This window comes from Rhizobium sp. 10PS4 (genome assembly GCF_032464805.1).
In the GTDB taxonomy this organism is placed as follows: Bacteria; Pseudomonadota; Alphaproteobacteria; order Rhizobiales; family Rhizobiaceae; genus Rhizobium; species Rhizobium laguerreae.
Genome location: NZ_JAWDIW010000002.1, coordinates 156,988 through 179,873 on the forward strand (window position 1 = coordinate 156,988; position 22,886 = coordinate 179,873).

Here is a 22,886-nt window from a genome sequence, read left to right on the forward strand (position 1 = left end):
GACCCGTGGGATCGCTTCAACTCAAATCCATCCGCAAGACCTATGGCACGCATGAAGTGCTGAAAGGCATCGACCTCGAGGTCAAGGACGGCGAATTCGTCATCTTCGTCGGGCCGTCGGGCTGCGGGAAATCGACGCTGTTGCGCAGCATTGCAGGCCTCGAAGACGTCACGTCAGGCGCCGTCGTCATCAATGGCCGCGATGAGACGTTGACGCCGCCGGCCAAGCGCGGCATCGCCATGGTGTTTCAGTCCTACGCGCTCTATCCGCATCTGACGGTCAAAGACAATATGGGGCTTGGTCTCAAGCAGGCCGGCACCGCCAAGGACGAGATCGAAAGGCGTGTCGGCAAGGCATCCGGCATGCTTTCGCTGGAACCTTATCTGGCGCGCCGGCCGGCCGAGCTCTCCGGCGGCCAGCGCCAGCGCGTCGCCATCGGCCGCGCCATCGTGCGCGAACCGGAACTTTTCCTGTTCGATGAGCCGCTGTCGAACCTAGATGCGGCGCTGCGTGTCCAGACCCGCCTCGAAATCGCCCGGCTGCACCGCAGCCTGAAGGCAACGATGATCTATGTCACCCACGACCAGGTCGAGGCGATGACGCTCGCCGACAAGATCGTGGTGCTGAATGCCGGCGCGATCGAGCAGATCGGTTCGCCGATGGAACTCTACAAACGACCGGCCAATGTCTTCGTTGCCGGCTTCATCGGCTCGCCGCAGATGAATTTCATCGCAGCCGAGAAGGTCGGCGACCACAGCGCCAAGACGATCGGCGTGCGTCCCGAACACCTGACGTTGTCGCGCGAACAGGGGACCTGGGCTGCGAAGGTCGTGCATGTCGAGCATCTCGGCGCCGACACGATCATCTATCTGGAATCCGACCAGTGCGGCCTGCTGACCGCACGTCTGTTTGGCGAGCATCAGTACGAGCCGGACGAGATCGTCTATGCGACGCCGGATCAGGCGCACGTCCATCGTTTCGACGCCGACGACCAGGCGATCCGTTAAGCGCATGACAGAACGAAAAGCCCGCCAGCCAACCCGACGGGGTTTTCGTTTCCAGTCGGGTGTGGGTTTGATCAGCCGAGCACGGGCCGCAAGAAGCTGCGTTCATAGCTGACGATACTGCGGTTACGTTTGTCGAGTTCGAAAGCCGCCTGACATTCCGGATCGCTTGCCATGCGTGTGCGATAGTCCTCGTAGGCGGCAAGGCTCGGGAAGGAAAACAGTGCAATGGCAATATTGTTGGCGCCTTCGGATGGCAGGAAATAACCGTGATGGGTGCCGCCCATCCTGTTGACGATCGGAATCCAGAGCCGGGCATATTCCTCGAATTCGGCAAGCTTGTACGGATCGATCACATAGCGCAGGTGGCAGGTAATCATTGAAATATCCCATTTTCTTAAAGTGCCAAGCAGAGGGCTACCCGGCTCATTTGGTTCGCTCAACTTCTGGCACCGGCCTCGGAGAGTTCAAGTGCCTTATGGTGATGGCTGCATCACGATTGCTGACGGGTCGGACCACCTGAAATGAAAAAGGCGCCGTTTCGCGGCGCCTTTGCCTCAGCAGTATTGGCGAAATCAGTCGCGGATGATCAGCAGGTCGGCTGCCATGAAGCGCAGGGTTACGGTTTCGCCGGCCTGCGGCGGGGTGATGCCGGGGCTGTTGAACATGTCGAAGGAGATGACGTTGCCCCCAACATTCATGCGGGTGCGAATGACCGACCCCAGGAAGTGGGCCGAAACGACCTGGCCGGTCAGCGCCGTGTCGCTCTTGACGCTGTCGGAGAGCGAGCCGGCTTCCGGACGCAGGGCCAGCGAGATGGTTTCGCCAGTCTTGTGAGCTGCGACCGACTGCTTCAGCGTGATACCCTGATCGCCGATCTGGATGCGGTTGGTGTCGGGATCGACGACCGTGGCTTCGATGAGGTTCAGCGTGCCGACGAAGGAGGCGACGAAGCGCGTCGCCGGCGTGTTGTAGATCTCGAAGGGCGAACCTATCTGGTCAGCCTTGCCGGCATTCATGACGACGATGCGGTCGGAGATCGACAGGGCTTCTTCCTGATCATGGGTGACGAAGACCGTGGTGATGCCGAGCTGCTGCTGGATCTGGCGAATTTCCTCGCGCAGCGAGACGCGGATCTTGGCGTCGAGCGCGGAGAGCGGCTCGTCGAGCAACAGCACCTGCGGCTTGACGGCAAGCGCGCGGGCAAGGGCGACACGCTGCTGCTGGCCGCCCGATAGTTGATAGGGGAAGCGGTCGGCCAGATGATCGAGTTTGATCAGGCCGAGCATTTCCTTGACGCGGGCGTCGATCTCGGGCTTCGGCGCGCCGGCGACCTTGAGGCCGAAGGCGACATTGTCGTGCACGGTCATATTGGGAAACAGCGCGTAGGCCTGGAAGACCATGCCGATGTTGCGCTGGTTCGGCTTCAGCGAGCTCTGATCCTTGCCATTGATGGTCAGCGTGCCGCCGGTCGGCGTTTCGAAGCCGGCGATCATGCGCAGGACGGTCGTCTTGCCGCAGCCTGACGGGCCGAGAAAGGAGACGAACTCACCCTTTTCGATCGTCATGTTGAAGTTCTTGACGACCTGGACCGGGCCGAAGGATTTCTGAATGTTGGTCAGCGTGAGAAAAGACATGAACCAGATACCTTAAGCCTTTGCCGGGCGGGCTTTGCCGACGCGGGAAACGATGTTGAGCAGGCCCATGCTGAGCCAGGTGATCGAGAAGGCGATGACGGCGAGCGCCGAAGGCTCATAGGCCTTGTTGGCACCGACGAGCTGCAGGTAGGGACCGAAGGCCGGACGGTTGAGCAGTGCGGCGAAGGTGAATTCGCCCATGACGATCGCGAGCGTGATAAAGGCGCCTGAAAGCACGCCGCTCATGACGTTGGGGAAAATGCATTTGAACATGATGGTCGTCCAGCTGGCGCCGAGACTTTCGGCTGCCTCCGTCAGGGTGCGGACGTCGATGGCGCGCATGGCGGTATCGACGGCGCGGTACATGTAGGGCAGGGACAGGGTGATATAGGAGAAGACCAGCAGGATGTTGGTGCCAGTCGTTGAACCCGTCAGCGGCAGGTAGGACGACGAATTGTACATCCTGAGGTAACCGAAGACGATGACGATCGCCGGAATGACAAGCGGCAGCAGCGTGATGAATTCGACGACGGGGCGCATCTGCGGCAATCGCAGCCGCACCCAATAGGCCGTTGGCACGACGAGCAGCATGCCGAAGACGATGGTCAGCAGCGCCATCAGCATGGAATAGCCGAAGGTCTCGCGGAACTGAATGTCCGAGAAGACCGATTGATAGGCGTCGAGGCTGTATTCGCCGCGGCGCATGCGCAGCGAAAACTCGATGGTGCCGATCAACGGAATGACGAAATAGGATGCACCTAGAATGACGGCGATCCAGGCTCCGAGACGTTGAGCTTTCATTTCTGCCACCGTTCGGCGCGCATGCGCAGCAGGAGGTAAAGGACGTTGGAGACGCCGGTTATCACGATCATGCCGAGCGCGATGGCGTAACCGAGGTTGGCATTGTGCAGAACGTCGCCGCGGATCTGCGCATAAAGCAGGATCGGCACGATGTTCAGCGAACTGCCGGTCAGCGCAAAGGCTGTGGCGATGGCGCCGAAGGCATTGGCGAAAAGCAGCAGCGTCGTACCGAGCAGGCTCGGCCAGAGGATCGGCAGCGCGACCATCGTCCAGTATTGGCGGTTGGTGGCGCCGAGAATCTGCGATGCTTCGCGCCATTCCTTCTTCATGCCGTCGAGGGCCGGCGTCAGGATCAGCACCATCAGCGGGATCTGGAAATACATGTAGGTGATGGTGAGGCCGAAGAAGGACAGCAGATTGAAACCAGTGCCGTAGAGATTGAAGCCGAACCATTCGCGCAGGAAGATCGTCACAAGACCGGTGCGGCCCAGCGTTGCGAGGAAGGCGAAGGCGAGCGGCACGCCGGCGAAATTCGAGGCGACGCCGGAGAAGGTCAGCAGTGTCGAGCGCACGGAGGCGGGCAGACCGCCGAGCACGACGGCCCAGGCAAGGAAAAAGCCGATCAACGCGCCGCCGAGGGCGGAGGCGACCGAGATGCGGATACTAATCCAGTAAGCGCTCATGATCGATGGCGTAAAAAGATCGCCGATATTCTTCAGCGTGACATCGCCCTCGGGCGTCAGGAACGCGCCCACCACGAGATAAAGCGTGGGGATGATCAGGAATAGCAGGGAGAAAATAATGAAGGGTGCGATGCCCAGCCAGTCGATCACGCGGTCTTTGTTGATCAAGGGGGCACTGCTCGCCATCGGCGTTGAAACGGTGCTCATGGAAAAGCTCATCCTGGGGCGTCGGAGTGAGAAAACCTCCCCGCCTTGCAGCGGGGAGGCAGGATCAAACTTTACTGAACGTTGGCGCCGACGACGGAATCCCAGTTCTTGGTGATGGTTTCCTTGCCGGCGGCCTGCTCTTCCAGCGTCGGGAAGACAGCCTTTTCATAGGCTGCTGCCGGCGGCAGCTTGTCGAGCAGTTCCTTCGGGATCTTGTTGTTCTTGGCAAGATCGTTGAAGCGGATCGGGTGGCAATAGCCCTTCAGCCAGCCGAGCTGACCTTCGTCGGAATAGAGATATTCCATCCAGAGCTTGGCAGCGTTCGGGTGCGGAGCGAAGGCGGAAATCGCCTGGACGTAGACGCCCGCAACGACGCCGGTCTTCGGAACGACGACCTCGAAGGGAGGATTGCCCTTCAGGCCTTCGCCCCACGAGAGGGCGTTGTAGTCCCAGGCGATGACGATCGGCGTGGAGCCCTGCGCGAAGGGAGCAGCCTTGCCGACGACCGGCACGAAATTGCCGCTCTTGTTCAGTTCGGCGAAGAATTTCAGGCCTTCCTCGGCTGCCTTGGCCGCGTCGCCGCCGGATGCGGAAAGACCAGCGGCGTAGACGCCCTGGACAGCCTGGTTGGCGCTGCGCGGATCGCCTGCGAGGGCGACGCTGTTTGCATAGTCGCTCTTCTTCAGGTCGGCCCAGTCGGCCGGCGATTCCTTGACGAGATCCTTGTTCACCAGGAGCGCGAGAACGCCGTAATAGTCGCCGTACCAGTAGCCTTCAGCATCCTTGGCGGTATCCGGAATGGAATCCCAGGTGGAGACCTTATAAGGCTGGATCAGGCCGTCTTTCTTGGCAGACGGGCCGAAAGAGAGGCCGACGTCGATGACGTCAGGAGCCTGCGGGCCGGTGTTGCCCTTGTTGGCCTTGATGGCTTCGATTTCGTCGCCCGAACTTGCATCCGGGTTCAGTTCGTTGACCTCGAGGCCGTACTTGGCCTTGAAGCCGGCAATGACGTCGCCATAGCCGCACCAGCTGTGCGGCAGAGCGATCGTCGTCAGGCTTCCTTCTTTTTTGGCGGCGGCGATAAGTTCAGCGCTCGGCTCGGCGGCGGCAATCGCGGTCGAGGCCACGATCATCGCAGTAGAAAGCGACAGAAGTCGAGAAATGTTAGAGATCACTGTTGTTCTCCTTCGGGTTTTCAGTGTCTGGCGATGCTGTTAATGAGATTACATGAAGCTTGTGTGACAGTTCGGTGACGTTAATTCTGCTGTGAATAGCGAGGGTTGCGACAAATGCTTTATTTGCGACAACGCCGTCTGTTTCCGCGAAAAATCCGTCATTGTTTTTCTTCTGTTTTAGTCTTGTCCTCCTAACCCGGTTTGCGGAAAAGCCTGGTCTGCTCAAACAGGCCTTCCAGTGTCTTCATGCGCTCCTTCGTCTCGTCCCAGGTCGAATTCTGCACGGCCTCGATCAGCGCTTCGACGATGAAAAGGGTGACGACGGAGGAATCCCAGGCCGACGGCGCCTCGATCCGGACGCGGAAGGCATGCCTGGCGAGCTTGGCCGCGGGCGAACCCCACTGGTCGGTGAAGACGATGATTTCGGCGCCGCGCTTGCGGGCGGCGGTCGCAAGGCTCACCATCTCCTGCTCATAGCGGCGGATGTCGAAGATGATCAGGATGTCGCCGGCATTCATGTTGAGGACATATTGCGGCCAGCTGCTGGAATTCGACGATAGCAGCGTCGTTGCCGGCCGGATCACCTGCATATGCGTGAAAAAATATTCGGCAAGCGCGCCGGTGATGCGGCCGCCAACGAAATAAAGGCCGCGCTTGCGGTCGGAGAGCAACGCGGCGACGCTGTCGAACGTCGCGGTGTCGAGATCGGTCAGCGTCTGGCGCAGATTGCCCATGATGGCATCGGCGAAACGGTTGAGAATATGGGTGCCTGGTGCGTTCTGCGCCCAGCGGTCGTGCTTGGCGATCGGGTTCGAGATCGTCGCCTCGACTTCCTGATGCAGATGCGCCTGAAAGTCCGGATAGCCCTTAAAGCCAAGCTTCTGCACCATGCGCACGACGGTCGGCGTCGAGACGCCGGCGTTTTCGGCGATCGTTGTGATGCTGCCGAGGCCGGAAACCGGATAATTGTCGAGCAGGCTTTCGGCCAACTGCTTCTCGGCGCGCGTCAACACCCCCAAATGCGAGTGTATGACGTCCGAAACCGTCTTCGACGCAACTGTCACGTAACTATGCTCCCCGGGATGGTCTGGCGCCACTTTCCCACTCAAAGTTAACAACGCTGTCACAATCCATGTCAACCGCTGTCATGAAAAGAAATTTTCAGTCCATGCTTGACACTGGCCGAAACCTGAAGAATTCTTTTCTTCATCAAGAATTTGTTAAGGGATAGGAGTGGCGCCTTTGGTGCTGGCCCGGCCGAAAATCCTCAGCGAAGCGGACGGCGACTGCGTCGGGATCGAACGCACCCAAGGCCGGAGCTCGGTGCTTCTGATCTGCGAGCACGCTTCGAATGCGCTTCCAGCCGTTTTCGGCGATCTCGGCCTGCCCAGCGAAGCGCTCTCCAGTCACATTGCCTGGGACCCGGGCGCGCTTGCGGTCGCCCGCAACATATCGGAAGCGCTCGACGCGACGCTCGTTTTCCAGCGGTTCTCGCGGCTTATCTATGACTGCAACCGGCCGCCCAGTTCACCCGGCGCGATGCCGGAGACCAGCGAGATCTACGCCATTCCCGGCAACAGGGATTTGAGCCCGGAAGAACGGCTTGCGCGCACCGACTCGCTCTACGTGCCTTTCCACGACGCCATTCGCGGGCTGATCCGTGATCGCCGGGCTAGGGGGCAGGACAGCATCATCGTGACGATGCACAGCTTCACGGCGGTCTATCACGGCCGCGAACGCGCCGTCGAACTCGGCATATTGCACGACGAGGACAGCCGGCTCGCGGATCGTATGCTGGAGGTCGCGGCCAAGGCGCCGCTTTACAGGACGGAACGCAACGAGCCTTACGGACCCGAGGACGGCGTGACCCACACGCTGATCCTGCACGGGCTTTCGAATGGCTTGCGCAATGTGATGATCGAGGTCCGCAACGACCTCATCGCAGACGATATCGGCCAAGGGGTCATGGCCGATTATTTGAAAGGGTTGCTCCAGCAAAGTCTGGACGGCTGAAGAAAAAGAAGACCCGAGGGAGCAGTTTAACTGCGAACGTCTGCATGGCGCAAATGCCGCGGGCAATTGGCACTGAATCGGCCCGCAATCCCGCGGCCGATCGTGAACAGGGGGAAGTCATGTCGGACTATACCGAACTGGACAAGAAGCAGGATGTGCACATCCTGCATTCCATGGGTTATGCCCAGGAACTCGAACGACGCATGAGCTCGTTCTCGAACTTCGCAATCTCGTTTTCGATCATTTGCATCCTTTCCGGCGGCATCAATTCGCTCGGGCAGGCGACTTCGGGCGCCGGTGGTGCTGCGATCGGTATCGGCTGGCCGCTCGGCTGCCTAATATCGTTCATCTTCGCCCTCGGCCTCGCACAGATCGGCTCCGCTTATCCGACGGCCGGCGGGCTTTATCACTGGGGCTCGATCCTCGGCAATCGCTTCACCGGCTGGCTGTCTGCCTGGCTCAACCTGCTCGGTCTCGTCACCGTGCTCGGTGCCATCAATGTCGGCACTTTCTACTTCTTCTTCGGCGCCTTCGGTCCGCAGTTTGGCATCGAGGACACGCTTCTTCACCGAGTCGTCTTCGTGGCGATCATCACGGCGCTGCAGGCCGGCATCAACCATTTCGGCATTGGTCTCACCGCCAAGCTCACCGATTTTTCCGGGTATCTGATCTTCGCGACGGCGCTGCTGCTGACGATCGTCTGCCTGGCGGCTGCTCCTAGCTGGGATATTTCGCGCCTGTTCACCTTTGCTAATTATACCGGCACCGAAGGCGCATCGCTGGTTTGGCCGGGCACCGTCTCGACCGGCATGGCATTCCTGCTCGGCCTGCTGCTGCCGATCTACACCATCACCGGCTACGATGCCTCGGCGCATACCTCGGAAGAGACCGTCAAGGCCGCCGTCTCCGTACCGCGCGGCATGGTTTCGGCGGTACTCTGGTCGGCGCTTTTCGGTTACATCATGTTGTGCGCCTTCGTGCTGATGATCCCGAACATGGACGATGCGGCAAAGCAGGGCTGGAACGTGTTCTTCTGGGCGATGGACGCGCAGACGAACCCGGCGATCAAGAGCATCCTCTACTTCCTGATCTTCGTCTCGCAGTTCCTCTGCGGGCTTGCGACCGTCACCTCGGTTTCGCGCATGATCTTCGCCTTCTCGCGCGACAAGGGCCTTCCGGCATCGTCTGCCCTCGCCAAGGTCAGCCCAAATTTCCGCACGCCGGTCGCCGCCATCTGGACGGGCTCGATCCTTTCGGTCCTCTTCGTTTGGTTCACCTCGGCAATCACCATTGCCGGCACGCCGGCCTATTCGATCGTCGTGTCGTGCACGGTCATCTTCCTGTTCCTGTCCTTCGCGGTGCCGATTGCGCTCGGCCTTGTTTCGATCGGAACGGCGAAATGGCCGACGATGGGGCCGTGGAATATGGGAATCGGGCTGTACAAGGTGATCGCAGTTCTTGCCATTATTTCGATGATCTTGATCTTTTATATCGGTATCCAGCCGCCGAACGACTGGGCGCTGGAGATTACCGTCGGCTTCCTCGTGCTGACAGGCATCGTCTGGTTCGCATTTGAAAACCGCCGCTTCAAGGGCCCGCCGATCGGCGCCGATATCGCGAAGCGTCAGGCTGAAATCGCCGCGGCTGAAGCGGCGGTCGGCGAAGCCTGAGAAACAAGCTTCCCTCTCAAATGGCGGGGCCGCATCCTGCGGCCCCATCACCGGTTCAACGAAAAGGCATCGGGCCGCAAAGTCCGGCCGAGCGCATGCGATTTCGTTGCCCCGATTTTTCAATCCCAGTTCAGGCGGATCAATCATGAGCAGCTACACAATCGACGATCTCAGAAAGGATGTTGCCGAAGGGCGCATCGACACGGTTCTGGCCTGCCAGGTGGATATGCAGGGCCGGCTGATGGGCAAGCGTTTCCAGGCGGAATATTTCGTCGAGAGTGCGTGGAAGGAAACGCACAGCTGCAACTACCTGATCGCCACCGACATGGAGATGGAGACCGTTTCCGGCTACAAGGCGACGAGCTGGGAGAAGGGTTACGGCGACTACACGATGAAGCCGGATCTTTCGACGTTGCGTCGCATTCCCTGGCTCGAAGGCACGGCGCTGGTGCTGTGCGACATGCTCGATCATCACACGCATGAGGAGGTCGCCCATTCTCCACGCGCGATCCTGAAGAAGCAGGTGAAGCGCCTCGAGGATATGGGCATGAAGGCCTATATGGCCTCCGAGCTCGAATTCTTCCTGTTCGACCAGACCTACGAGTCGGCGCAGGCTTCTGGCTACCGCAATCTTAAGCTCGCCAGCGCCTATAATGAGGACTACCACATCTTCCAGACCACCAAGGAGGAAGAGGTGATGCGGGCGATCCGCACCGGGCTGCAGGGCGCCGGCATTCCGGTCGAGAACTCCAAGGGCGAGGCTTCGGCCGGCCAGGAGGAGATAAACGTGCGCTACGCCGATGCGCTGGCCATGGCCGACCGGCACGCGATCATCAAGAACGGCTGCAAGGAGATTGCCTGGTCGAAGGGCAAGGCCATCACATTCCTCGCCAAGTGGAATTACAATGCCGCTGGCAGTTCCTCGCATATCCACCAGTCGCTCTGGAGCCTGGAGGAAAAGCCGCTATTCTTCGATCATACCGGCAAATACGGCATGTCGCCGCTGATGCACAATTACGTCGCCGGACTTCTCGCCCATGCGAGCGAGATCACCTATTTCCTTGCGCCCTACATCAATTCTTACAAACGCTTCATGGCCGGCACGTTTGCGCCGACCAAGGCGATCTGGAGCAAAGACAACCGCACTGCCGGCTACCGGCTCTGCGGCGAGGAGACCAAGGGAATCCGTATCGAGTGCCGCGTCGGCGGTTCCGATCTCAATCCCTATCTCGCCTTCGCCGCGCTGCTTGCCGCCGGCATTGACGGGATCGAAAACAAGCTCGAACTCGAAGCGCCCTTCGTCGGCGACGCCTATGGCGGCAAGGGCGTTCGCGAGATCCCGCGCACGCTACGCGCGGCCACGACTGAAATGACGGAATCGGCAATGCTGCGCAAAGCCTTTAGCGACGACGTGATCGACCATTACACCCGCGCCGCCGAATGGGAGCAGGAAGAATACGACCGCCGCATCACCGACTGGGAAGTGGCGCGCGGTTTCGAAAGAGCTTAATAGGCATTTGCGATTTGCTTGCCCCTCACCCTAACCTTGCCGGGGTCGAGCCACTGGTCTCGACCCGTCCTACGGACCCCCGTAAAAACGGGGAGAGGGGACGTGCCAAACGCAGCGTCGATGTTGGGAAAGCCGGTGCGGCATATCCCCTTCGCCCCGTTTACGGGGAGAAGGTGCCGGCAGGCGGATGAGGGGCCACGGCCTCACTCAAATTTTGAAGATACGAGGACAGGAACAGATCATGGCAATGATCCAATGCATTTCACCGGTTGACGGGTCGGTCTATGCCGAGCGCGCAGCCCTTTCTCTCGATGCCGCCAAGGATGTCGTGGCGCGCGCCCGCAAGGCGCAGAAGGCCTGGGCGAAACGGCCGCTCGAAGAGCGTGTGCAGCTGGTGCTGAAGGGTGCTGCGCGGCTGAACGAAATGTCCGACGTCGTCGTGCCGGAGCTTGGCTGGCAGATGGGCCGGCCGGTCAAGTATGGCGGCGAATACAAGGGCTTCAACGAGCGTTCCAACTATGTCGCTTCGATCGCGGCGGATGCGCTGGCGCCTGTTGTCGTCGAGGAGAGCGATCGTTTCGAGCGGCGCATCGAGCGCGAAGCGCATGGCGTCGTCTTCGTCGTCGCGCCGTGGAACTATCCGTATATGACGGCGATCAATACGATCGCGCCGGCACTGATGGCCGGCAATACGGTGGTGCTGAAACATGCCTCGCAGACGCTGCTGGTCGGCGAGCGGCTGGTGCAGGCCTTCACCGAGGCCGGCGTTCCCGAGGATGTGTTCCAGAACGTCTTCCTCGATCATGAAACGACATCGGCGCTGATTGCCGCCGGCAGCTTCAATTTCGTCAACTTCACCGGATCGGTCGAGGGCGGGCGCTCGATGGAGCGGGCGGCTGCCGGCACCTTCACCGGCCTCGGCCTCGAACTTGGCGGCAAGGATCCGGGTTATGTCATGGAGGACGCCGATCTCGAGGCGGCCGTCGACACGCTGATGGACGGCGCGACCTATAATTCCGGCCAGTGCTGCTGCGGCATCGAGCGCATCTACGTGCATGAATCGCTCTATGACGCCTTCGTCGAAAAATCGGTTGCCTGGGTGTCGAACTACAAGCTCGGCAATCCGCTCGATCCGGAAACCTCGCTCGGGCCGATGGCGCATAAGCGCTTCGCGAAGGTGGTGCGCGAGCAGATCGCCGATGCGATTTCGAAGGGCGCCAAAGCGCTTGTCGATCCCAAACTTTTCCCCCAGGATGACGGCGGCGCCTATCTCGCACCGCAGATTCTTGTCGATGTCGACCATTCCATGGCCTTCATGCGCGAAGAGACTTTCGGTCCGGCGGTCGGCATCATGAAGGTGAAGAGCGACGAGGAGGCACTCGCTTTGATGAACGACAGCCAGTACGGGCTGACGGCCTCGCTATGGACCAGGGATGCCGAGCGGGCAGGGCGGCTCGGCCGCGAGATCGAAACCGGCACCGTTTTCATGAACCGCGCCGACTATCTCGACCCGGCGCTGTGCTGGACCGGTGTCAAGGAAACCGGCCGCGGTGGCTCGCTGTCGATCATCGGCTTCCACAATCTGACGCGTCCGAAATCCTTCCATCTGAAGAAAGTCACAGCATGAGCAGCAACATCACCGCAAACTGGAGCTATCCGACATCGGTCAAGCTCGGTCGGGGCCGCATCGCGGAAGTGGCCGACGCCTGCAAAAGCCTCGGCATCAAGAAGCCGCTGCTCGTCACCGACCGTGGCCTTGCCTCGATGGCGATCACCAAGACTGCGCTCGATATCCTCGAAGATGCCGGTCTCGGCCGCGCAATCTTTGCCGATGTCGATCCGAACCCGAACGAGAAGAACCTCGAAGCCGGCGTCAGGGCCTTCAAGGACGGCGGCCATGACGGCGTCGTCGCCTTCGGCGGCGGCTCCGGCCTCGATCTCGGCAAGTGCGTCGCCTTCATGGCCGGCCAGACGCGGCCGGTCTGGGACTTCGAAGATATCGGCGACTGGTGGACACGTGCGAGCCTTGAGGGCATCGCCCCGATCGTGGCGGTGCCGACAACGGCAGGCACCGGTTCGGAAGTCGGGCGCGCCAGCGTCATCACCAATTCCGAAACGCATGTGAAGAAGATCATCTTCCATCCGAGGTTCCTGCCTGGTGTCGTCATTTCAGATCCGGAACTGACGGTCGGCATGCCGAAGATCATCACCGCCGGCACCGGCATGGATGCCTTCGCCCATTGCCTGGAGGCCTATTCCTCGCCCTTCTATCACCCGATGTCAGCCGGCATCGCGCTGGAAGGCATGCGGCTCGTGAAGGAATTCCTGCCGCGCGCCTATCGGGAAGGCACAGATCTCGAAGCCCGGGCCAACATGATGGCGGCGGCTGCCATGGGCGCGGTCGCCTTCCAGAAGGGGCTCGGCGCCATTCACGCGCTGTCGCACCCGATCGGCGCGGTCTACAACACCCATCACGGCATGACCAATGCGGTGGTGATGCCGGCGGTGCTGCGTTTTAACCGGAAGGCGATCGAGGAGAAGATCGGCCGTGCCGCGGCCTATCTCGGCATTTCGGGCGGTTTTGACGGGTTCTACGATTATGTGCTGAAGCTCCGCTCCGAACTCGGCGTGCCGGAGACGCTGTCGGCGATGGGAATCGCTGACGACCGCATCGACGAATTGTCGGCCATGGCGATCGAAGATCCGAGCGCCGGCGGCAACCCGGTTGCAATGACACTCGAAAATACCAAGGCCCTGTTCAGGGATTGTTTCTGACAACATAAGAGCGGACCTACAGACTGGCCCGGAAAACCATGGTTTTCCGGGCTTTTTACGTTTCGGTGGCATCCCTATTTTTAGGGATGTGAAAAATACCGGCTGCAATTTCGCCGCGCGTGTTTCGAATTTGTTAACCATGATTAGAAAGGATGCATTAACCGCACGATGCTTCGACGGTGCGTAAAAGAGCGATTCCAGCTCGCACCATCCCTTCTGAGGACCGAACATGCCTGTCATCACATTCGCAAATACCAAGGGCGGCGCCGGCAAAACGACCGCTGTTCTGCTGCTCGCGACCGAGCTTGCCCGCAAAGGTTATCGCGTCACCATTCTCGACGCCGACCCGCAGCACTGGATTTCGCGCTGGCACGAAATATCAGGTCATGTGCCCAATGTTTCGGTGATCGATTTCGTGACGACTGCGTCTCTGCCGCTGCATATCAGCGAGAACAAGCACAATACCGACTACTTCATCGTCGACCTGCCGGGTGCGCGCAATCCGCTGCTTGCTACCGCCGTCGGCCTTTCCGACCATGTGCTGATTCCCATTCAGGGCTGCGCGATGGATGCGCGCGGCGGCGCGCAGGTACTCGAACTGCTGCAGTATCTGGACGAGAAGGCTGGCATCAAGATCGGCCATTCGGTGGTGCTCACCCGCGTCAATTCGATGGTAACGACGCGGGCGCTGCAAGTCGTCAAGTCACTACTCAGCGAGCGGCATGTGCCGGTGCTCGATACCGCTATTATCGAACGCTCCGCCTTCCGCGACATCTTCGACTGTGGCGGTACGCTGCACACGATCGATCCCACACGCGTCAGCAATCTCGACAAGGCCCGGGAAAACGCTACCTGTTTTGCCGAGGAAATGATGCGCAAGCTGCCGGTGAGGCTGACGGCATCCGCCCGCGTGACAAGCCCGATGGTCCGCTCCGCCGCCTGAATATATTCCGTATGAAACGACAAGGCCGCCGGAGCGATTCGGCGGCCTTGTCGCTGTTATCGCGAGAATGACTTCAGTCGACGAATTCGACCGTCACTCCCGGCTTGACCATCTTGGCAAGCTCGGTGGCATCCCAGTTGGTCAGACGGATGCAGCCGTGGCTCTGGGTGCGGCCGATCTTCGAGGGCTCGGGCGTGCCATGGATGCCGTAGGTCGGCCTGGAAAGCGCCATCCAGACGGTGCCGACGGGACCGTTCGGGCCGGGCGGAATATTGAGGATCTTGTCATTGGCGCCCTGCTGGAAATTGATCTTCGGATTGTAGGTGTAGCCGGGATTGAATGCGACGCGCTCGACGTTGACCGTGCCTGACGGAGAGGGGGTATCGGTGGAGCCGATCGACGCCGGATAGGCGGCAAGCAGATTGCCGGCGCCGTCATAAGCGAAGACCTGCTTACGGCCCTTGTCGGCGATGATGCGGGCGACCGCGCCGCTCTTCGGCTCGCCTGGATTGACGACCTTGATGACGGTGCCGGGAACGGTGAAGTCGGCGCCGAGGTTCATCTCCTTAAGGAAAGCCTCATCCATGTGGAAACGCTCGGCGAGCATCTCGGTGGTCGAGGTGTAAGCCAGCGACGGCAGCAGCGCCTTATGCGAATAGTCTTCCGGAATCGCGGCGACGAAGGGGCCGGCCGCATCGGCCGGCGTGATCGTATAGCTGACGACGGGCAGCCCGCCGGTCATGCGCAGCTCTTCCAGAATGGCGTCGGTGTTGTTCGGATCGAGCTTCGAGCCGGTCATCTGATCGTAGGCTAAGATCGCCTTGGTGACGTTCGAACCCATATGGCCGTCGATGACGCCGGGGGAGACGCCGGCGCGGTCGAGGAAGACCTGCAATGCGACGATCTCCGGCTTCGATTTGTTGTTCAGCGTGATGACAGGTTCATCGGGTGGGGCCATCGGCTGATCGGCGGGCGGGATCTGCTGGTCGGGATCGATCGAGGCATAATCGTCGCCGGGCTGCGGATTGCCGATGCTGTTATCCTCGGGATAGGGCTGGTCGCCGAGCGGCTGGCGCTCGATCGCGGCATCGCGCGGTATGCCGCCGGTGACGGCGCCGCGCTCGGAATAACGCGTATCGCCATAGGGATTGTTGTCGGAATAATAGGGGTCGTTGCCGTATTGGTCGTTATAGACTTCGCGCGGGCCGGGCCGCGGCGGATAGTAGCCGCGGGCGCGCATCTCTGTGGCGACGACGTTGCCATAGTCGTCGATCAAGACGCGATTGCCGCTACGGTCGCGGGCGTAGATATAGCCGGCTGGAACATAGTCGAGGATTTCGCCGCTCGGCGTCACAAGCACGATATCGCTCTGGCGGCGATCGCGGAACTGCTGCGCGCCTGCCTGCGGCGCTGTAGCCGCAAGAGCAGCCAGGACGGCCGCGAGACAAAATGCCGACTTCAAAAAGCGATCCACGTATCATACCTCGATCAGTGACTGGCAGACACACACCTGCGAATTTTGACGCTAGTGTGGAATTTATGAAAGCGTGCTGAACAAAATATGAAAATCACTAAGATTTCCTTTTACTCATAAACGTTTGCGTCCTTGTGTCAGTTCCGCAAAATTCACGGTTGCTGCAAAAACACAAGATAGGAGCCGCACTGATTGACGAATGGCGGCGTGAAACCTAACGCTAGCGCATCGTCCTTTCCGAAATCGGAACCGATTTCGGAAAGGACGATGCGAGGATTCAAAGAGTTGGAGCGTCCTTTGTGGCGTCCGGAAGGACGCACGGCGCTAAAGAGTCGATAATCCCTGAGGAGACCGTGATGATGGAATTTGCCGCCGCAAGCGGGCCGCGCCTGATGCTGGACGAAACATCGGTGCTGGATATCGGCGGATGCATCGTCGAAGGCGTCGACATTGCCCCGAAACGCGCCATTCCCGATGACGGCGACCCGCGAATCGATCACTCGCTCGAGGGTTTCCTGTTTACCTGTGGGCCGGACCATATCCGCCACCGCCAGCCGATCCCCGGCCGGGACGACGGCAAGGTCTATCCGCTGCACGGATCGGCCTCCGGTCATGCGGCAAAGGTGCTGTGGACGAAGTTCGAGAACGGCAATGCCGAATGCCGGGCCGATATCGACATCACTACCGTGAAGGGACTGCCGCAGCGCCTCGAGCGGCTGTGGCGGATCGATGGTGCGACCGGCGAAGTGCGGCTCGAGGACCGGGTCGTCAATATGAGCGATCGGACGGTGCCGACCTTCCTCATGTATCATATGAACACCGGCGGCAAATGGCTGGACGACGGCACACGGCTCGAAGGCCGGATGCTGGAAAATGGCGGTTTCCCCTGGGCCTTCGGCGAAGAGCCTGGCGGCATCTTCTGCGTCGCGGCGCCGGCGACGGAGGAGGGTTTCGCGGAGGTCCGCCTCGGACCGATCGCCGCAATCGGCGGCAGGACGCTGCGCGTGCGCTTCCGCGCCGACACGCTACCCTATCTGCAGGTCTGGCGGAACCAGAAGGCGCCGGCCCATATCATCGGCATCGAGCCGGTTTCGCATCGCTGGATATCGCGTGACGAGCTTGAGGCAGCCGGTGAATTCAAAATGCTGGCGCCCGGCGAGAGCCGCCGCTATGCGCTGACCTTTGCCTTCCTGTGAGCGAAGTGTTGTTGACGCTGGCAGACCTCCGTCGTAGACCTTCAGCCCAAGATTTTTGAGGAGACAAGACGATGGATATTCGCCAGATCGACGATGAATATTCGGTTTCGGGCCAGATCACGCTTGAGGAGCTCGACGAGATCAAGGCGCTGGGCTTCAAATCGATCGTCTGCCACCGTCCCGACCACGAAAGTCCCGACCAGACGTCGTTCTCCGTCATCGAGGCGCGCGCGAGGGAGCTAGGTCTCGAAATTGCCCATGTGCCTGTTGGGCCGATGGGCGTGACCGAGGAAGCCGTGCAGGGCATGGTCGACGCGCTCGACGAATTTCCGCGGCCGATGCTTGGCTATTGCCGTTCCGGCGCACGCTCGACGGCGATCTACCAGAAGACACACCACATTCGCAATTGAGCCCCGTTCCAGGTGCAAATTTTCCGGCGCTGAACCTCAGCGCCGCCACCTTCCATTCACTCAGGAGACTATGATGAGCATCAAGCGTATCGACGTCGGCGCGCGCATGAGCGGCGCCGTCATTCACGGCAATACAGTCTATCTCGCGGGCCAGGTCGGCGAGGGCGAAAGCGTCACCGATCAGTGCAAGTCCTCGCTTGCCGAAGTCGACCGCCTGCTGGCTGCATCAGGCAGCAGCAAGTCGAAGATCCTGCAGACGATCATCTACCTCGCCGATATCGCCGATTTCGCCGAGATGAACGCCGTCTGGGAAGGCTGGATCGATCCGGCCAATCCGCCGGCCCGCGCCACCAGCGAAGCCAAGCTTGCTGCGCCGAAATACAAGGTCGAGTTCATCATCACGGCCGCACTCGATTAAGGTCGCAGCGTCCCTATCCTTCAAGGCCGGTGAGTTTTCTCACCGGCTTTTTGTTTGCGCGATTTCCGAGAGCGTGCGCGTCGGCGTAATCGCTTCGGGATCGAGCTTGATTTCGATGATCGCAGGTTTGCCACTGGCGCGCGCCCGCTCGAAGGCCGGGGCGAAATCCGCCGTCGTCTCCACCGTCTCGCCGTGGCCGCCATAGGCGCGGGCAAGGGCTGCGAAGTCGGGATTGGTCAGATCGGTGCTGCTGACGCGGCCTGGATACTCGCGCTCCTGATGCATGCGGATCGTGCCGTAGATGCCGTTGTTGACGACGACCGCGATGATCGGCAGGCCGTAGCGGATGGCGGTGGCGAATTCCTGGCCGTGCATCAGGAAGCAGCCGTCGCCGGCAAAGCAGATGACCTCGCGCTCGGGAAAGAGCCGCTTGGCAGCGACCGCTGCCGGCAGGCCGTAACCCATCGAGCCGGAGGTGGGGGCGGCTTGGGTGTTGAAGCGGCGGAAACGATGGAAGCGGTGCACCCAGGTGGCGTAGTTGCCCGCACCATTGGTGAAGATCGTCTGCGGTCCGGTATTGGCCTCCAGCCATTCCATGATCGGCCCCATATGGACGGCGCCCGGACCTGTCGATGGTGGCGTCGACCAGGCGAGATAGCCTTGGTGCAGTCGCGCGGTGCGCTCGGTCCAGTGCGGTTCGGCCGGCGCTTCCAGATCGGCGAGTGCTGCGACGAAATCGGCAGGTGCCGCGCAGATGGCAAGATCCGGGCGATAGATGCGGCCGAGCTCCGAAGGGTCGGGATAGATGTGCACCAGCGATTGCTGGGGGTAGGGGATGTCGATCAGCGTATAGAACGAGGACGGCATTTCCGACATGCGGCTGCCAAGCAGGATCAGCAGGTCGCTCTCCTTGATCTCCTTTGCTAGCGCCGGATTGATGCCGATGCCGACATCGCCGGCATAGCAGGGATGGAGATGATCGAACAGCATCTGCCGGCGGAAGGAGCAGCCGACGGGGAGCTGGAAACGCTCGGCGAAGCTCTGAAAATCGGCGACGGCATCAGCATCCCAGCGTGTGCCGCCAAGGATTACCATCGGCCGCTCGGCTTTTAGCAGGCGGAGATAGAAATCGTCGATCTGGCGGCGGCCGGGATGGGCCTCGACATTGGCATAGTGCCTGGCGCGGGGTGCCTCGACCTCATCGCGCAGCATGTCCTCAGGCAGCGTTAGCACGACAGGGCCGGGACGGCCGGAGGTTGCGACCGCAAAGGCGCGGGTGACGAACTCGGGAATGCGGGCGGCATCGTCGATCTCGCCCACCCATTTGGCGAATTCGGTGAAGGCGCGGCGGAACTCGACTTCCTGGAAGGCCTCGCGCTCACGCGCTTCCCGCTGTACCTGGCCGATGAACAGGATCATCGGGATCGAGTCCTGCTTGGCGATATGCAGGCCGGCGGAGGCGTTGGTGGCGCCGGGGCCACGGGTCACCATGCAAATGCCGGGTTCGCCGGTCAGCCTGCCCCAGCAATCCGCCATCATCGCCGCTCCGCCCTCCTGGCGGCAGACGAGGACGTCGATATCGCTGTCGCGCAACGCGTCGAGCACGGCGAGGAAGCTCTCGCCGGGCACGCAGGAGAGACGCTTGACGCCGTTCGCCTTCAGCGCCTCGACGATCAGTTCCCCGCCAGTCTTCTTCATGACAATGCCTTCTTCATGACGATGCCTTCCTCTCGCGCTCGGCGAGTTCCGCCAGAATTTCTGCCTGGTGTTCGCCGAGACGCGGGCTCGGCCTGATATAACGCAGCGGCGTCTCCGACAGCACCACAGGCGTCCTGACACCGGGGATCACGGTGCCGGCGGCATCCGCAAGGTCAATGCGCAGGCCGCGAGCCTGTACCTGCGGATGGGCGAACATTTCCTCAATCGTGTTGATTGCGCCCGATGGAACCGCGTTCTCTTCACAGGCCTTTAGCAGATCCGCCTTCTGCCATTTCAACGTCTCGGTCGAGACGAGGCGGCGCACTTCGCCGCGATTGCCGACGCGGGCCTTGTTGGTGGCGAAACGCTCGTCGCCGGCGATCGCCTCCAGGCCGAGGAGGGTGCAGAGGCGACGGAACTGGCCGTCGTTGCCAACCGCGAGAATGAGGTACCCGTCCGCCGTCGGTACGACCTCATAGGGCGAGATATTGGGATGGGCATTGCCGAGGCGGGTCGGTGCCTCACCGGAAACCAGGTAATTCATGTTCTGATTGGCGAGCACGGCCGATTGTACATCGAGCAGGGCCATGTCGACCAACTGGCCTTCGCCTGACTTCAGGGCGTGGATCAGGGCGGCTTCGATCGCCGAGACGGCATAGATGCCGGTGAAGATATCGGCGATGGCGACGCCTGCCTTCATCGGCTGGCCGTCCGGCTCACCGGTGATCGACATGAAGCCGGACATGCCCTGGACGATATAATCGTAGCCGGCGAGGCTGGCATAAGGGCCGTTCTGGCCGAAGCCGGTGATCGAGCAATAGACGAGCTTCGGGTTGACCTTGCGTAGGCTGTCATAATCGAGCCCGTATTTGACGAGGCCGCCGAGCTTGAAATTCTCGATGACCACGTCGGCGGTGGAGACGAGGCGGCGAACGAGATCCTGGCCTTCGGCGCTCTTCAGGTCGGCGGTGACGGAGCGCTTGCCGCGATTGGCGGCGTGATAATAGGCAGCCGAGAGATTCTCGCCGTCGGCGCCCTCGACGAAGGGTGGCCCCCACTGGCGTGTATCGTCGCCGCCGTCGGGATTTTCGACCTTGATGACGTCGGCGCCGAGATCGGCGAGCATCTGTCCCGCCCAAGGGCCGGCGAGCACACGGGCAAGCTCGATCACACGGATGCCGGCCAGCGGCGGTTCTTTCGTCACGGTCTCCGTCATGTTCCTCCGGGCTCTCGTTCTTATATCTAGGGCGCCAGCGTCGCCTCTGATGTACCGGATACCGGTTTCGATGCAAAGCGGCGCTCGCGCCAAACAATGTAGAAGCCCGACGCCATGATAATCATGATGCCGAGCCATTTGATCGCATCCGGGAAGTCGCCGAAGACCAGCCAGGCGAAGATCGTCGCCGAGACGATCTCGAAATATTGCAGCGGTGCGAGCGTCGAGGCTGGTGCTGCGCGATAGGCATAGACGCCGAGGATGCCCGATATCGCGGCCATGGCGCCGACGCCGGCGACATAGAACCAGGCGCGGCCATCCGGCATGACCGGATCGAAGAGATCGGAGCCGGTTCCCTGGCCCAGGAAAAGCAGGACGGCGCAGAAGAGCAGGCCCCAGATGCTCATCTGGAATTGCATCGCCCAAGGGTCCTCCCTGTGCGAGAGGACGCGGGTCATCAGCACGAAGATGGCGATGCAGAGCGCGCTGACGACGGGCAGAAGCGCGATGTAGCCGACCTCTTCGAAACTCGGCTGGATGATCAGCATCGCCCCGAAAAAGCCGACGCCGCAGGCGCTATAACGCCGCCAGCCAATCGTCTCCTTCAGGAAAATGCCGCCGAGGATCGTCAGCATGATCGGCTCGACGAAGAAGATCGCAATCGCGTCGGCGACCGCCATGTATTTCAGCGTGGTGACGAAGGAGATCATCGAGACGGTGATGATCGCGCCGCGGATGGCATGGAACAGGTTCTGGCGCCAGGAAAAATCGGCGAAGCTGCGCCGCCATATTACAATCGGCAGCATGCAGACGGCCTGTACGGCGAAGCGGCCGGCGGTGATCTCCGCGGACGGGACTGTGACGATGGCAAGCTTGGCGAAAATATCGATGAGCGGCGAGAACATCACCGAGATAAACATCAGCACAAGCCCCATCGTCACGTCGGAGGCGGACGAAACGGGGCGGGCGGACGTGCTGTTCATGATGAAATCCCCGTACTCAGGATATTGGTCGCTCAGGATCTTGCGACGGCCCTGTCGCACCAGTCCGCAAAGGCTGCGATCGCCGCATCCGCGCCGATCTCATTCAGTGTTTCGTGCCGCATGTCCTGATATATCTCAGTGCTGATACGGGAGAAGCCTTGACCTTTCAAATGGTTTGACAGCCAGAGCACGGCTTTTCCACGTTCCGTCGCCGGGTCCTCTCCGCCACCGACGAGACGGATCGGCATGTCCCGGGGCAGCCGGTCGAGGTGGATTTTGTGTGGCGCGCGGAAAGTCAGTTCGAAGAGATCGAGCCAGAGAGAGATCGAGGCGTCGAAGCCGCAGAGCGGATCGGCGACATATTTGTCGACTTCATCAGGTCTGCGCGACAGCCAGTCGAACTCGGTGCGGCAGCCGGGAATGGATTTGCCCCAGGCGCCGAAGGTGAGCTTCGGCAGCAAGCCGCTCGGCACGTCGGAGCCCTTCAACATGCGCTCGGCAAGCAGGATCGCCTGGGCGGCGCGGCCGGCAAGGCCGACGGCGAAATTCGAATTCCAGACGGCGACGGCGTCGAAATCGGCCGGAGCCGTGACGGCAGCGTTGAGGGCGATGAGGCCGCCCATCGAATGGCCGAAAAGGATCACCGGCAAGCCGGGATGGCGGGAGGCCGCATGGCCGCGCATGGCGACGACGTCGCCGATCACCCTTTCGACGCCACTGCGTCGGGCGAAGCGGCCGATCGGCGCATCGGGCGCCGTCGTCTCGCCGTGGCCGCGGTGATCATGGGCGTAGACGTAATAACCGCGTGCCGCCATGGCCTCGGCAAAGGAGCGGTATCGTTTCGAATGTTCGGCCAAGCCATGGGATATCAACAGGATGCCGCGTGGAGGGGTGATGGCCTCAGCATGGTGATAGGCCAACGATGCCCCTGGCACGGCGAGCCTTTGCGTTTCAGAAAACATGTGGGTCCTCCCGGCGGCAACAGACCAGATCGCCGGGTAATTGCAACATGGTCATTTGATTATCCGATAACAAATTGCGGCCGTGTTGCGATTCAGGGTTGCGGTCTTTTG

Annotated in this window: 21 protein-coding genes; 10 read left to right on the forward strand and 11 right to left on the reverse strand. The window is 61.0% G+C overall.

From position 1 onward, the window contains the following. Nucleotides 1-5 precede the first annotated feature (5 nt). A complete protein-coding gene (locus tag RWJ89_RS03715; protein ID WP_131666319.1) occupies nucleotides 6-1,007 on the forward strand; it encodes an ABC transporter ATP-binding protein in 1,002 nt (333 codons plus the stop codon). Nucleotides 1,008-1,078: 71 nt separating this feature from the next. Here the strand turns inward: RWJ89_RS03715 and RWJ89_RS03720 are convergent, their stop codons facing one another. From RWJ89_RS03720 to RWJ89_RS03745, 6 genes are all read right to left on the reverse strand, one after another. Next, nucleotides 1,079-1,384, reverse strand: coding sequence for an NIPSNAP family protein (locus RWJ89_RS03720; protein WP_131666318.1), 306 nt, complete (start codon nucleotides 1,382-1,384; stop codon nucleotides 1,079-1,081). 195 nt (nucleotides 1,385-1,579) lie between these two features. Then, nucleotides 1,580-2,641, reverse strand: coding sequence for an ABC transporter ATP-binding protein (locus RWJ89_RS03725; protein WP_072637758.1), 1,062 nt, complete (start codon nucleotides 2,639-2,641; stop codon nucleotides 1,580-1,582). 12 nt (nucleotides 2,642-2,653) lie between these two features. After that, entirely contained in the window at nucleotides 2,654-3,442 is a 789-nt protein-coding gene (locus tag RWJ89_RS03730; protein ID WP_131639527.1) for an ABC transporter permease, read from the reverse strand. Then, complete coding sequence (locus RWJ89_RS03735) at nucleotides 3,439-4,332, reverse strand: ABC transporter permease (RefSeq protein WP_131639526.1); 894 nt, start codon at nucleotides 4,330-4,332, stop codon at nucleotides 3,439-3,441. Before RWJ89_RS03735 ends, RWJ89_RS03730 begins: the two co-directional genes overlap by 4 nt. Before the next feature lie 71 nt (nucleotides 4,333-4,403). Then, nucleotides 4,404-5,507, reverse strand: a complete 1,104-nt coding sequence (locus RWJ89_RS03740) for an ABC transporter substrate-binding protein (protein ID WP_131666316.1) — start codon at nucleotides 5,505-5,507, stop codon at nucleotides 4,404-4,406. Nucleotides 5,508-5,698: 191 nt separating this feature from the next. After that, entirely contained in the window at nucleotides 5,699-6,571 is an 873-nt protein-coding gene (locus RWJ89_RS03745; protein WP_017961343.1) for a MurR/RpiR family transcriptional regulator, read from the reverse strand. A 178-nt stretch (nucleotides 6,572-6,749) separates the two neighbouring features. Between RWJ89_RS03745 and RWJ89_RS03750 the strand changes: the two genes are divergently transcribed. The 6 genes from RWJ89_RS03750 to RWJ89_RS03775 all read left to right on the forward strand — a co-directional run bounded on the left by RWJ89_RS03750 (nucleotide 6,750) and on the right by RWJ89_RS03775 (nucleotide 14,418). Then, nucleotides 6,750-7,520 carry an N-formylglutamate amidohydrolase gene (locus RWJ89_RS03750; protein WP_316030686.1) on the forward strand — a complete coding sequence of 257 codons (771 nt, stop codon included), beginning with the start codon at nucleotides 6,750-6,752 and terminating at the stop codon, nucleotides 7,518-7,520. Nucleotides 7,521-7,639: 119 nt separating this feature from the next. Beyond that, nucleotides 7,640-9,190, forward strand: a complete 1,551-nt coding sequence (locus RWJ89_RS03755) for an amino acid permease (protein WP_131666315.1) — start codon at nucleotides 7,640-7,642, stop codon at nucleotides 9,188-9,190. A 145-nt stretch (nucleotides 9,191-9,335) separates the two neighbouring features. Further along, the gene (locus RWJ89_RS03760) at nucleotides 9,336-10,700 is read left to right on the forward strand and encodes a glutamine synthetase family protein (RefSeq protein ID WP_131666314.1); all 1,365 of its coding nucleotides are present in this window, start codon (nucleotides 9,336-9,338) and stop codon (nucleotides 10,698-10,700) included. A 241-nt stretch (nucleotides 10,701-10,941) separates the two neighbouring features. Further along, entirely contained in the window at nucleotides 10,942-12,327 is a 1,386-nt protein-coding gene (locus tag RWJ89_RS03765; RefSeq protein WP_077978820.1) for an aldehyde dehydrogenase family protein, read from the forward strand. After that, a complete protein-coding gene (locus tag RWJ89_RS03770; RefSeq protein ID WP_077978819.1) occupies nucleotides 12,324-13,475 on the forward strand; it encodes an iron-containing alcohol dehydrogenase in 1,152 nt (383 codons plus the stop codon). The genes RWJ89_RS03765 and RWJ89_RS03770 overlap by 4 nt, the downstream gene beginning before the upstream one ends. A 229-nt stretch (nucleotides 13,476-13,704) precedes the next feature. After that, complete coding sequence (locus RWJ89_RS03775) at nucleotides 13,705-14,418, forward strand: ParA family protein (protein WP_077978818.1); 714 nt, start codon at nucleotides 13,705-13,707, stop codon at nucleotides 14,416-14,418. Nucleotides 14,419-14,491: 73 nt separating this feature from the next. On the opposite strand, the gene RWJ89_RS03780 is transcribed toward RWJ89_RS03775, so the two are convergent. Then, a complete protein-coding gene (locus RWJ89_RS03780; RefSeq protein ID WP_316030589.1) occupies nucleotides 14,492-15,892 on the reverse strand; it encodes a L,D-transpeptidase in 1,401 nt (466 codons plus the stop codon). A gap of 356 nt (nucleotides 15,893-16,248) precedes the next feature. On the opposite strand from RWJ89_RS03780, the gene RWJ89_RS03785 reads away from it, so the two are divergent. From RWJ89_RS03785 to RWJ89_RS03795, 3 genes are all read left to right on the forward strand, one after another. Continuing rightward, nucleotides 16,249-17,088 carry an aldose 1-epimerase family protein gene (locus tag RWJ89_RS03785; protein ID WP_316030590.1) on the forward strand — a complete coding sequence of 280 codons (840 nt, stop codon included), beginning with the start codon at nucleotides 16,249-16,251 and terminating at the stop codon, nucleotides 17,086-17,088. Between the two features lie 71 nt (nucleotides 17,089-17,159). Then, nucleotides 17,160-17,498, forward strand: coding sequence for a TIGR01244 family sulfur transferase (locus RWJ89_RS03790; protein ID WP_017961334.1), 339 nt, complete (start codon nucleotides 17,160-17,162; stop codon nucleotides 17,496-17,498). A 73-nt stretch (nucleotides 17,499-17,571) separates the two neighbouring features. Continuing rightward, nucleotides 17,572-17,916 (forward strand): RidA family protein, encoded by a 345-nt coding sequence (locus tag RWJ89_RS03795; protein ID WP_168284626.1) that lies wholly within the window; start codon nucleotides 17,572-17,574, stop codon nucleotides 17,914-17,916. A 39-nt stretch (nucleotides 17,917-17,955) separates the two neighbouring features. Here the strand turns inward: RWJ89_RS03795 and RWJ89_RS03800 are convergent, their stop codons facing one another. From RWJ89_RS03800 to RWJ89_RS03815, 4 genes are read right to left on the reverse strand one after another with little or no spacing between them, the layout of a single operon-like run. Next, the gene (locus RWJ89_RS03800; protein ID WP_168284627.1) at nucleotides 17,956-19,614 is read right to left on the reverse strand and encodes a thiamine pyrophosphate-binding protein; all 1,659 of its coding nucleotides are present in this window, start codon (nucleotides 19,612-19,614) and stop codon (nucleotides 17,956-17,958) included. 13 nt (nucleotides 19,615-19,627) lie between these two features. After that, nucleotides 19,628-20,830 (reverse strand): CaiB/BaiF CoA transferase family protein, encoded by a 1,203-nt coding sequence (locus tag RWJ89_RS03805; protein ID WP_316030591.1) that lies wholly within the window; start codon nucleotides 20,828-20,830, stop codon nucleotides 19,628-19,630. 26 nt (nucleotides 20,831-20,856) lie between these two features. Beyond that, nucleotides 20,857-21,813, reverse strand: coding sequence for a DMT family transporter (locus tag RWJ89_RS03810; RefSeq protein ID WP_168284629.1), 957 nt, complete (start codon nucleotides 21,811-21,813; stop codon nucleotides 20,857-20,859). 32 nt (nucleotides 21,814-21,845) lie between these two features. Next, nucleotides 21,846-22,775 carry an alpha/beta fold hydrolase gene (locus tag RWJ89_RS03815; protein WP_027664231.1) on the reverse strand — a complete coding sequence of 310 codons (930 nt, stop codon included), beginning with the start codon at nucleotides 22,773-22,775 and terminating at the stop codon, nucleotides 21,846-21,848. Between the last annotated feature and the right edge of the window lie 111 nt (nucleotides 22,776-22,886).

Excerpts from the sequence above, each read along its gene's own strand:
- RWJ89_RS03795 (WP_168284626.1), top strand. The coding sequence starts at position 17,572 with ATGAGCATCAAGCGTATCGACGTCGGCGCGCGCATGAGCGGCGCCGTC.
- RWJ89_RS03765 (WP_077978820.1), top strand. The coding sequence starts at position 10,942 with ATGGCAATGATCCAATGCATTTCACCGGTTGACGGGTCGGTCTATGCC.
- RWJ89_RS03810 (WP_168284629.1), bottom strand. The coding sequence starts at position 21,813 with ATGAACAGCACGTCCGCCCGCCCCGTTTCGTCCGCCTCCGACGTGACG.
- RWJ89_RS03735 (WP_131639526.1), bottom strand. The coding sequence starts at position 4,332 with ATGAGCACCGTTTCAACGCCGATGGCGAGCAGTGCCCCCTTGATCAAC.
- RWJ89_RS03755 (WP_131666315.1), top strand. The coding sequence starts at position 7,640 with ATGTCGGACTATACCGAACTGGACAAGAAGCAGGATGTGCACATCCTG.
- RWJ89_RS03790 (WP_017961334.1), top strand. The coding sequence starts at position 17,160 with ATGGATATTCGCCAGATCGACGATGAATATTCGGTTTCGGGCCAGATC.
- RWJ89_RS03775 (WP_077978818.1), top strand. The coding sequence starts at position 13,705 with ATGCCTGTCATCACATTCGCAAATACCAAGGGCGGCGCCGGCAAAACG.
- RWJ89_RS03815 (WP_027664231.1), bottom strand. The coding sequence starts at position 22,775 with ATGTTTTCTGAAACGCAAAGGCTCGCCGTGCCAGGGGCATCGTTGGCC.
- RWJ89_RS03800 (WP_168284627.1), bottom strand. The coding sequence starts at position 19,614 with ATGAAGAAGACTGGCGGGGAACTGATCGTCGAGGCGCTGAAGGCGAAC.
- RWJ89_RS03760 (WP_131666314.1), top strand. The coding sequence starts at position 9,336 with ATGAGCAGCTACACAATCGACGATCTCAGAAAGGATGTTGCCGAAGGG.
- RWJ89_RS03725 (WP_072637758.1), bottom strand. The coding sequence starts at position 2,641 with ATGTCTTTTCTCACGCTGACCAACATTCAGAAATCCTTCGGCCCGGTC.
- RWJ89_RS03770 (WP_077978819.1), top strand. The coding sequence starts at position 12,324 with ATGAGCAGCAACATCACCGCAAACTGGAGCTATCCGACATCGGTCAAG.
- RWJ89_RS03805 (WP_316030591.1), bottom strand. The coding sequence starts at position 20,830 with ATGACGGAGACCGTGACGAAAGAACCGCCGCTGGCCGGCATCCGTGTG.
- RWJ89_RS03730 (WP_131639527.1), bottom strand. The coding sequence starts at position 3,442 with ATGAAAGCTCAACGTCTCGGAGCCTGGATCGCCGTCATTCTAGGTGCA.
- RWJ89_RS03785 (WP_316030590.1), top strand. The coding sequence starts at position 16,249 with ATGATGGAATTTGCCGCCGCAAGCGGGCCGCGCCTGATGCTGGACGAA.
- RWJ89_RS03720 (WP_131666318.1), bottom strand. The coding sequence starts at position 1,384 with ATGATTACCTGCCACCTGCGCTATGTGATCGATCCGTACAAGCTTGCC.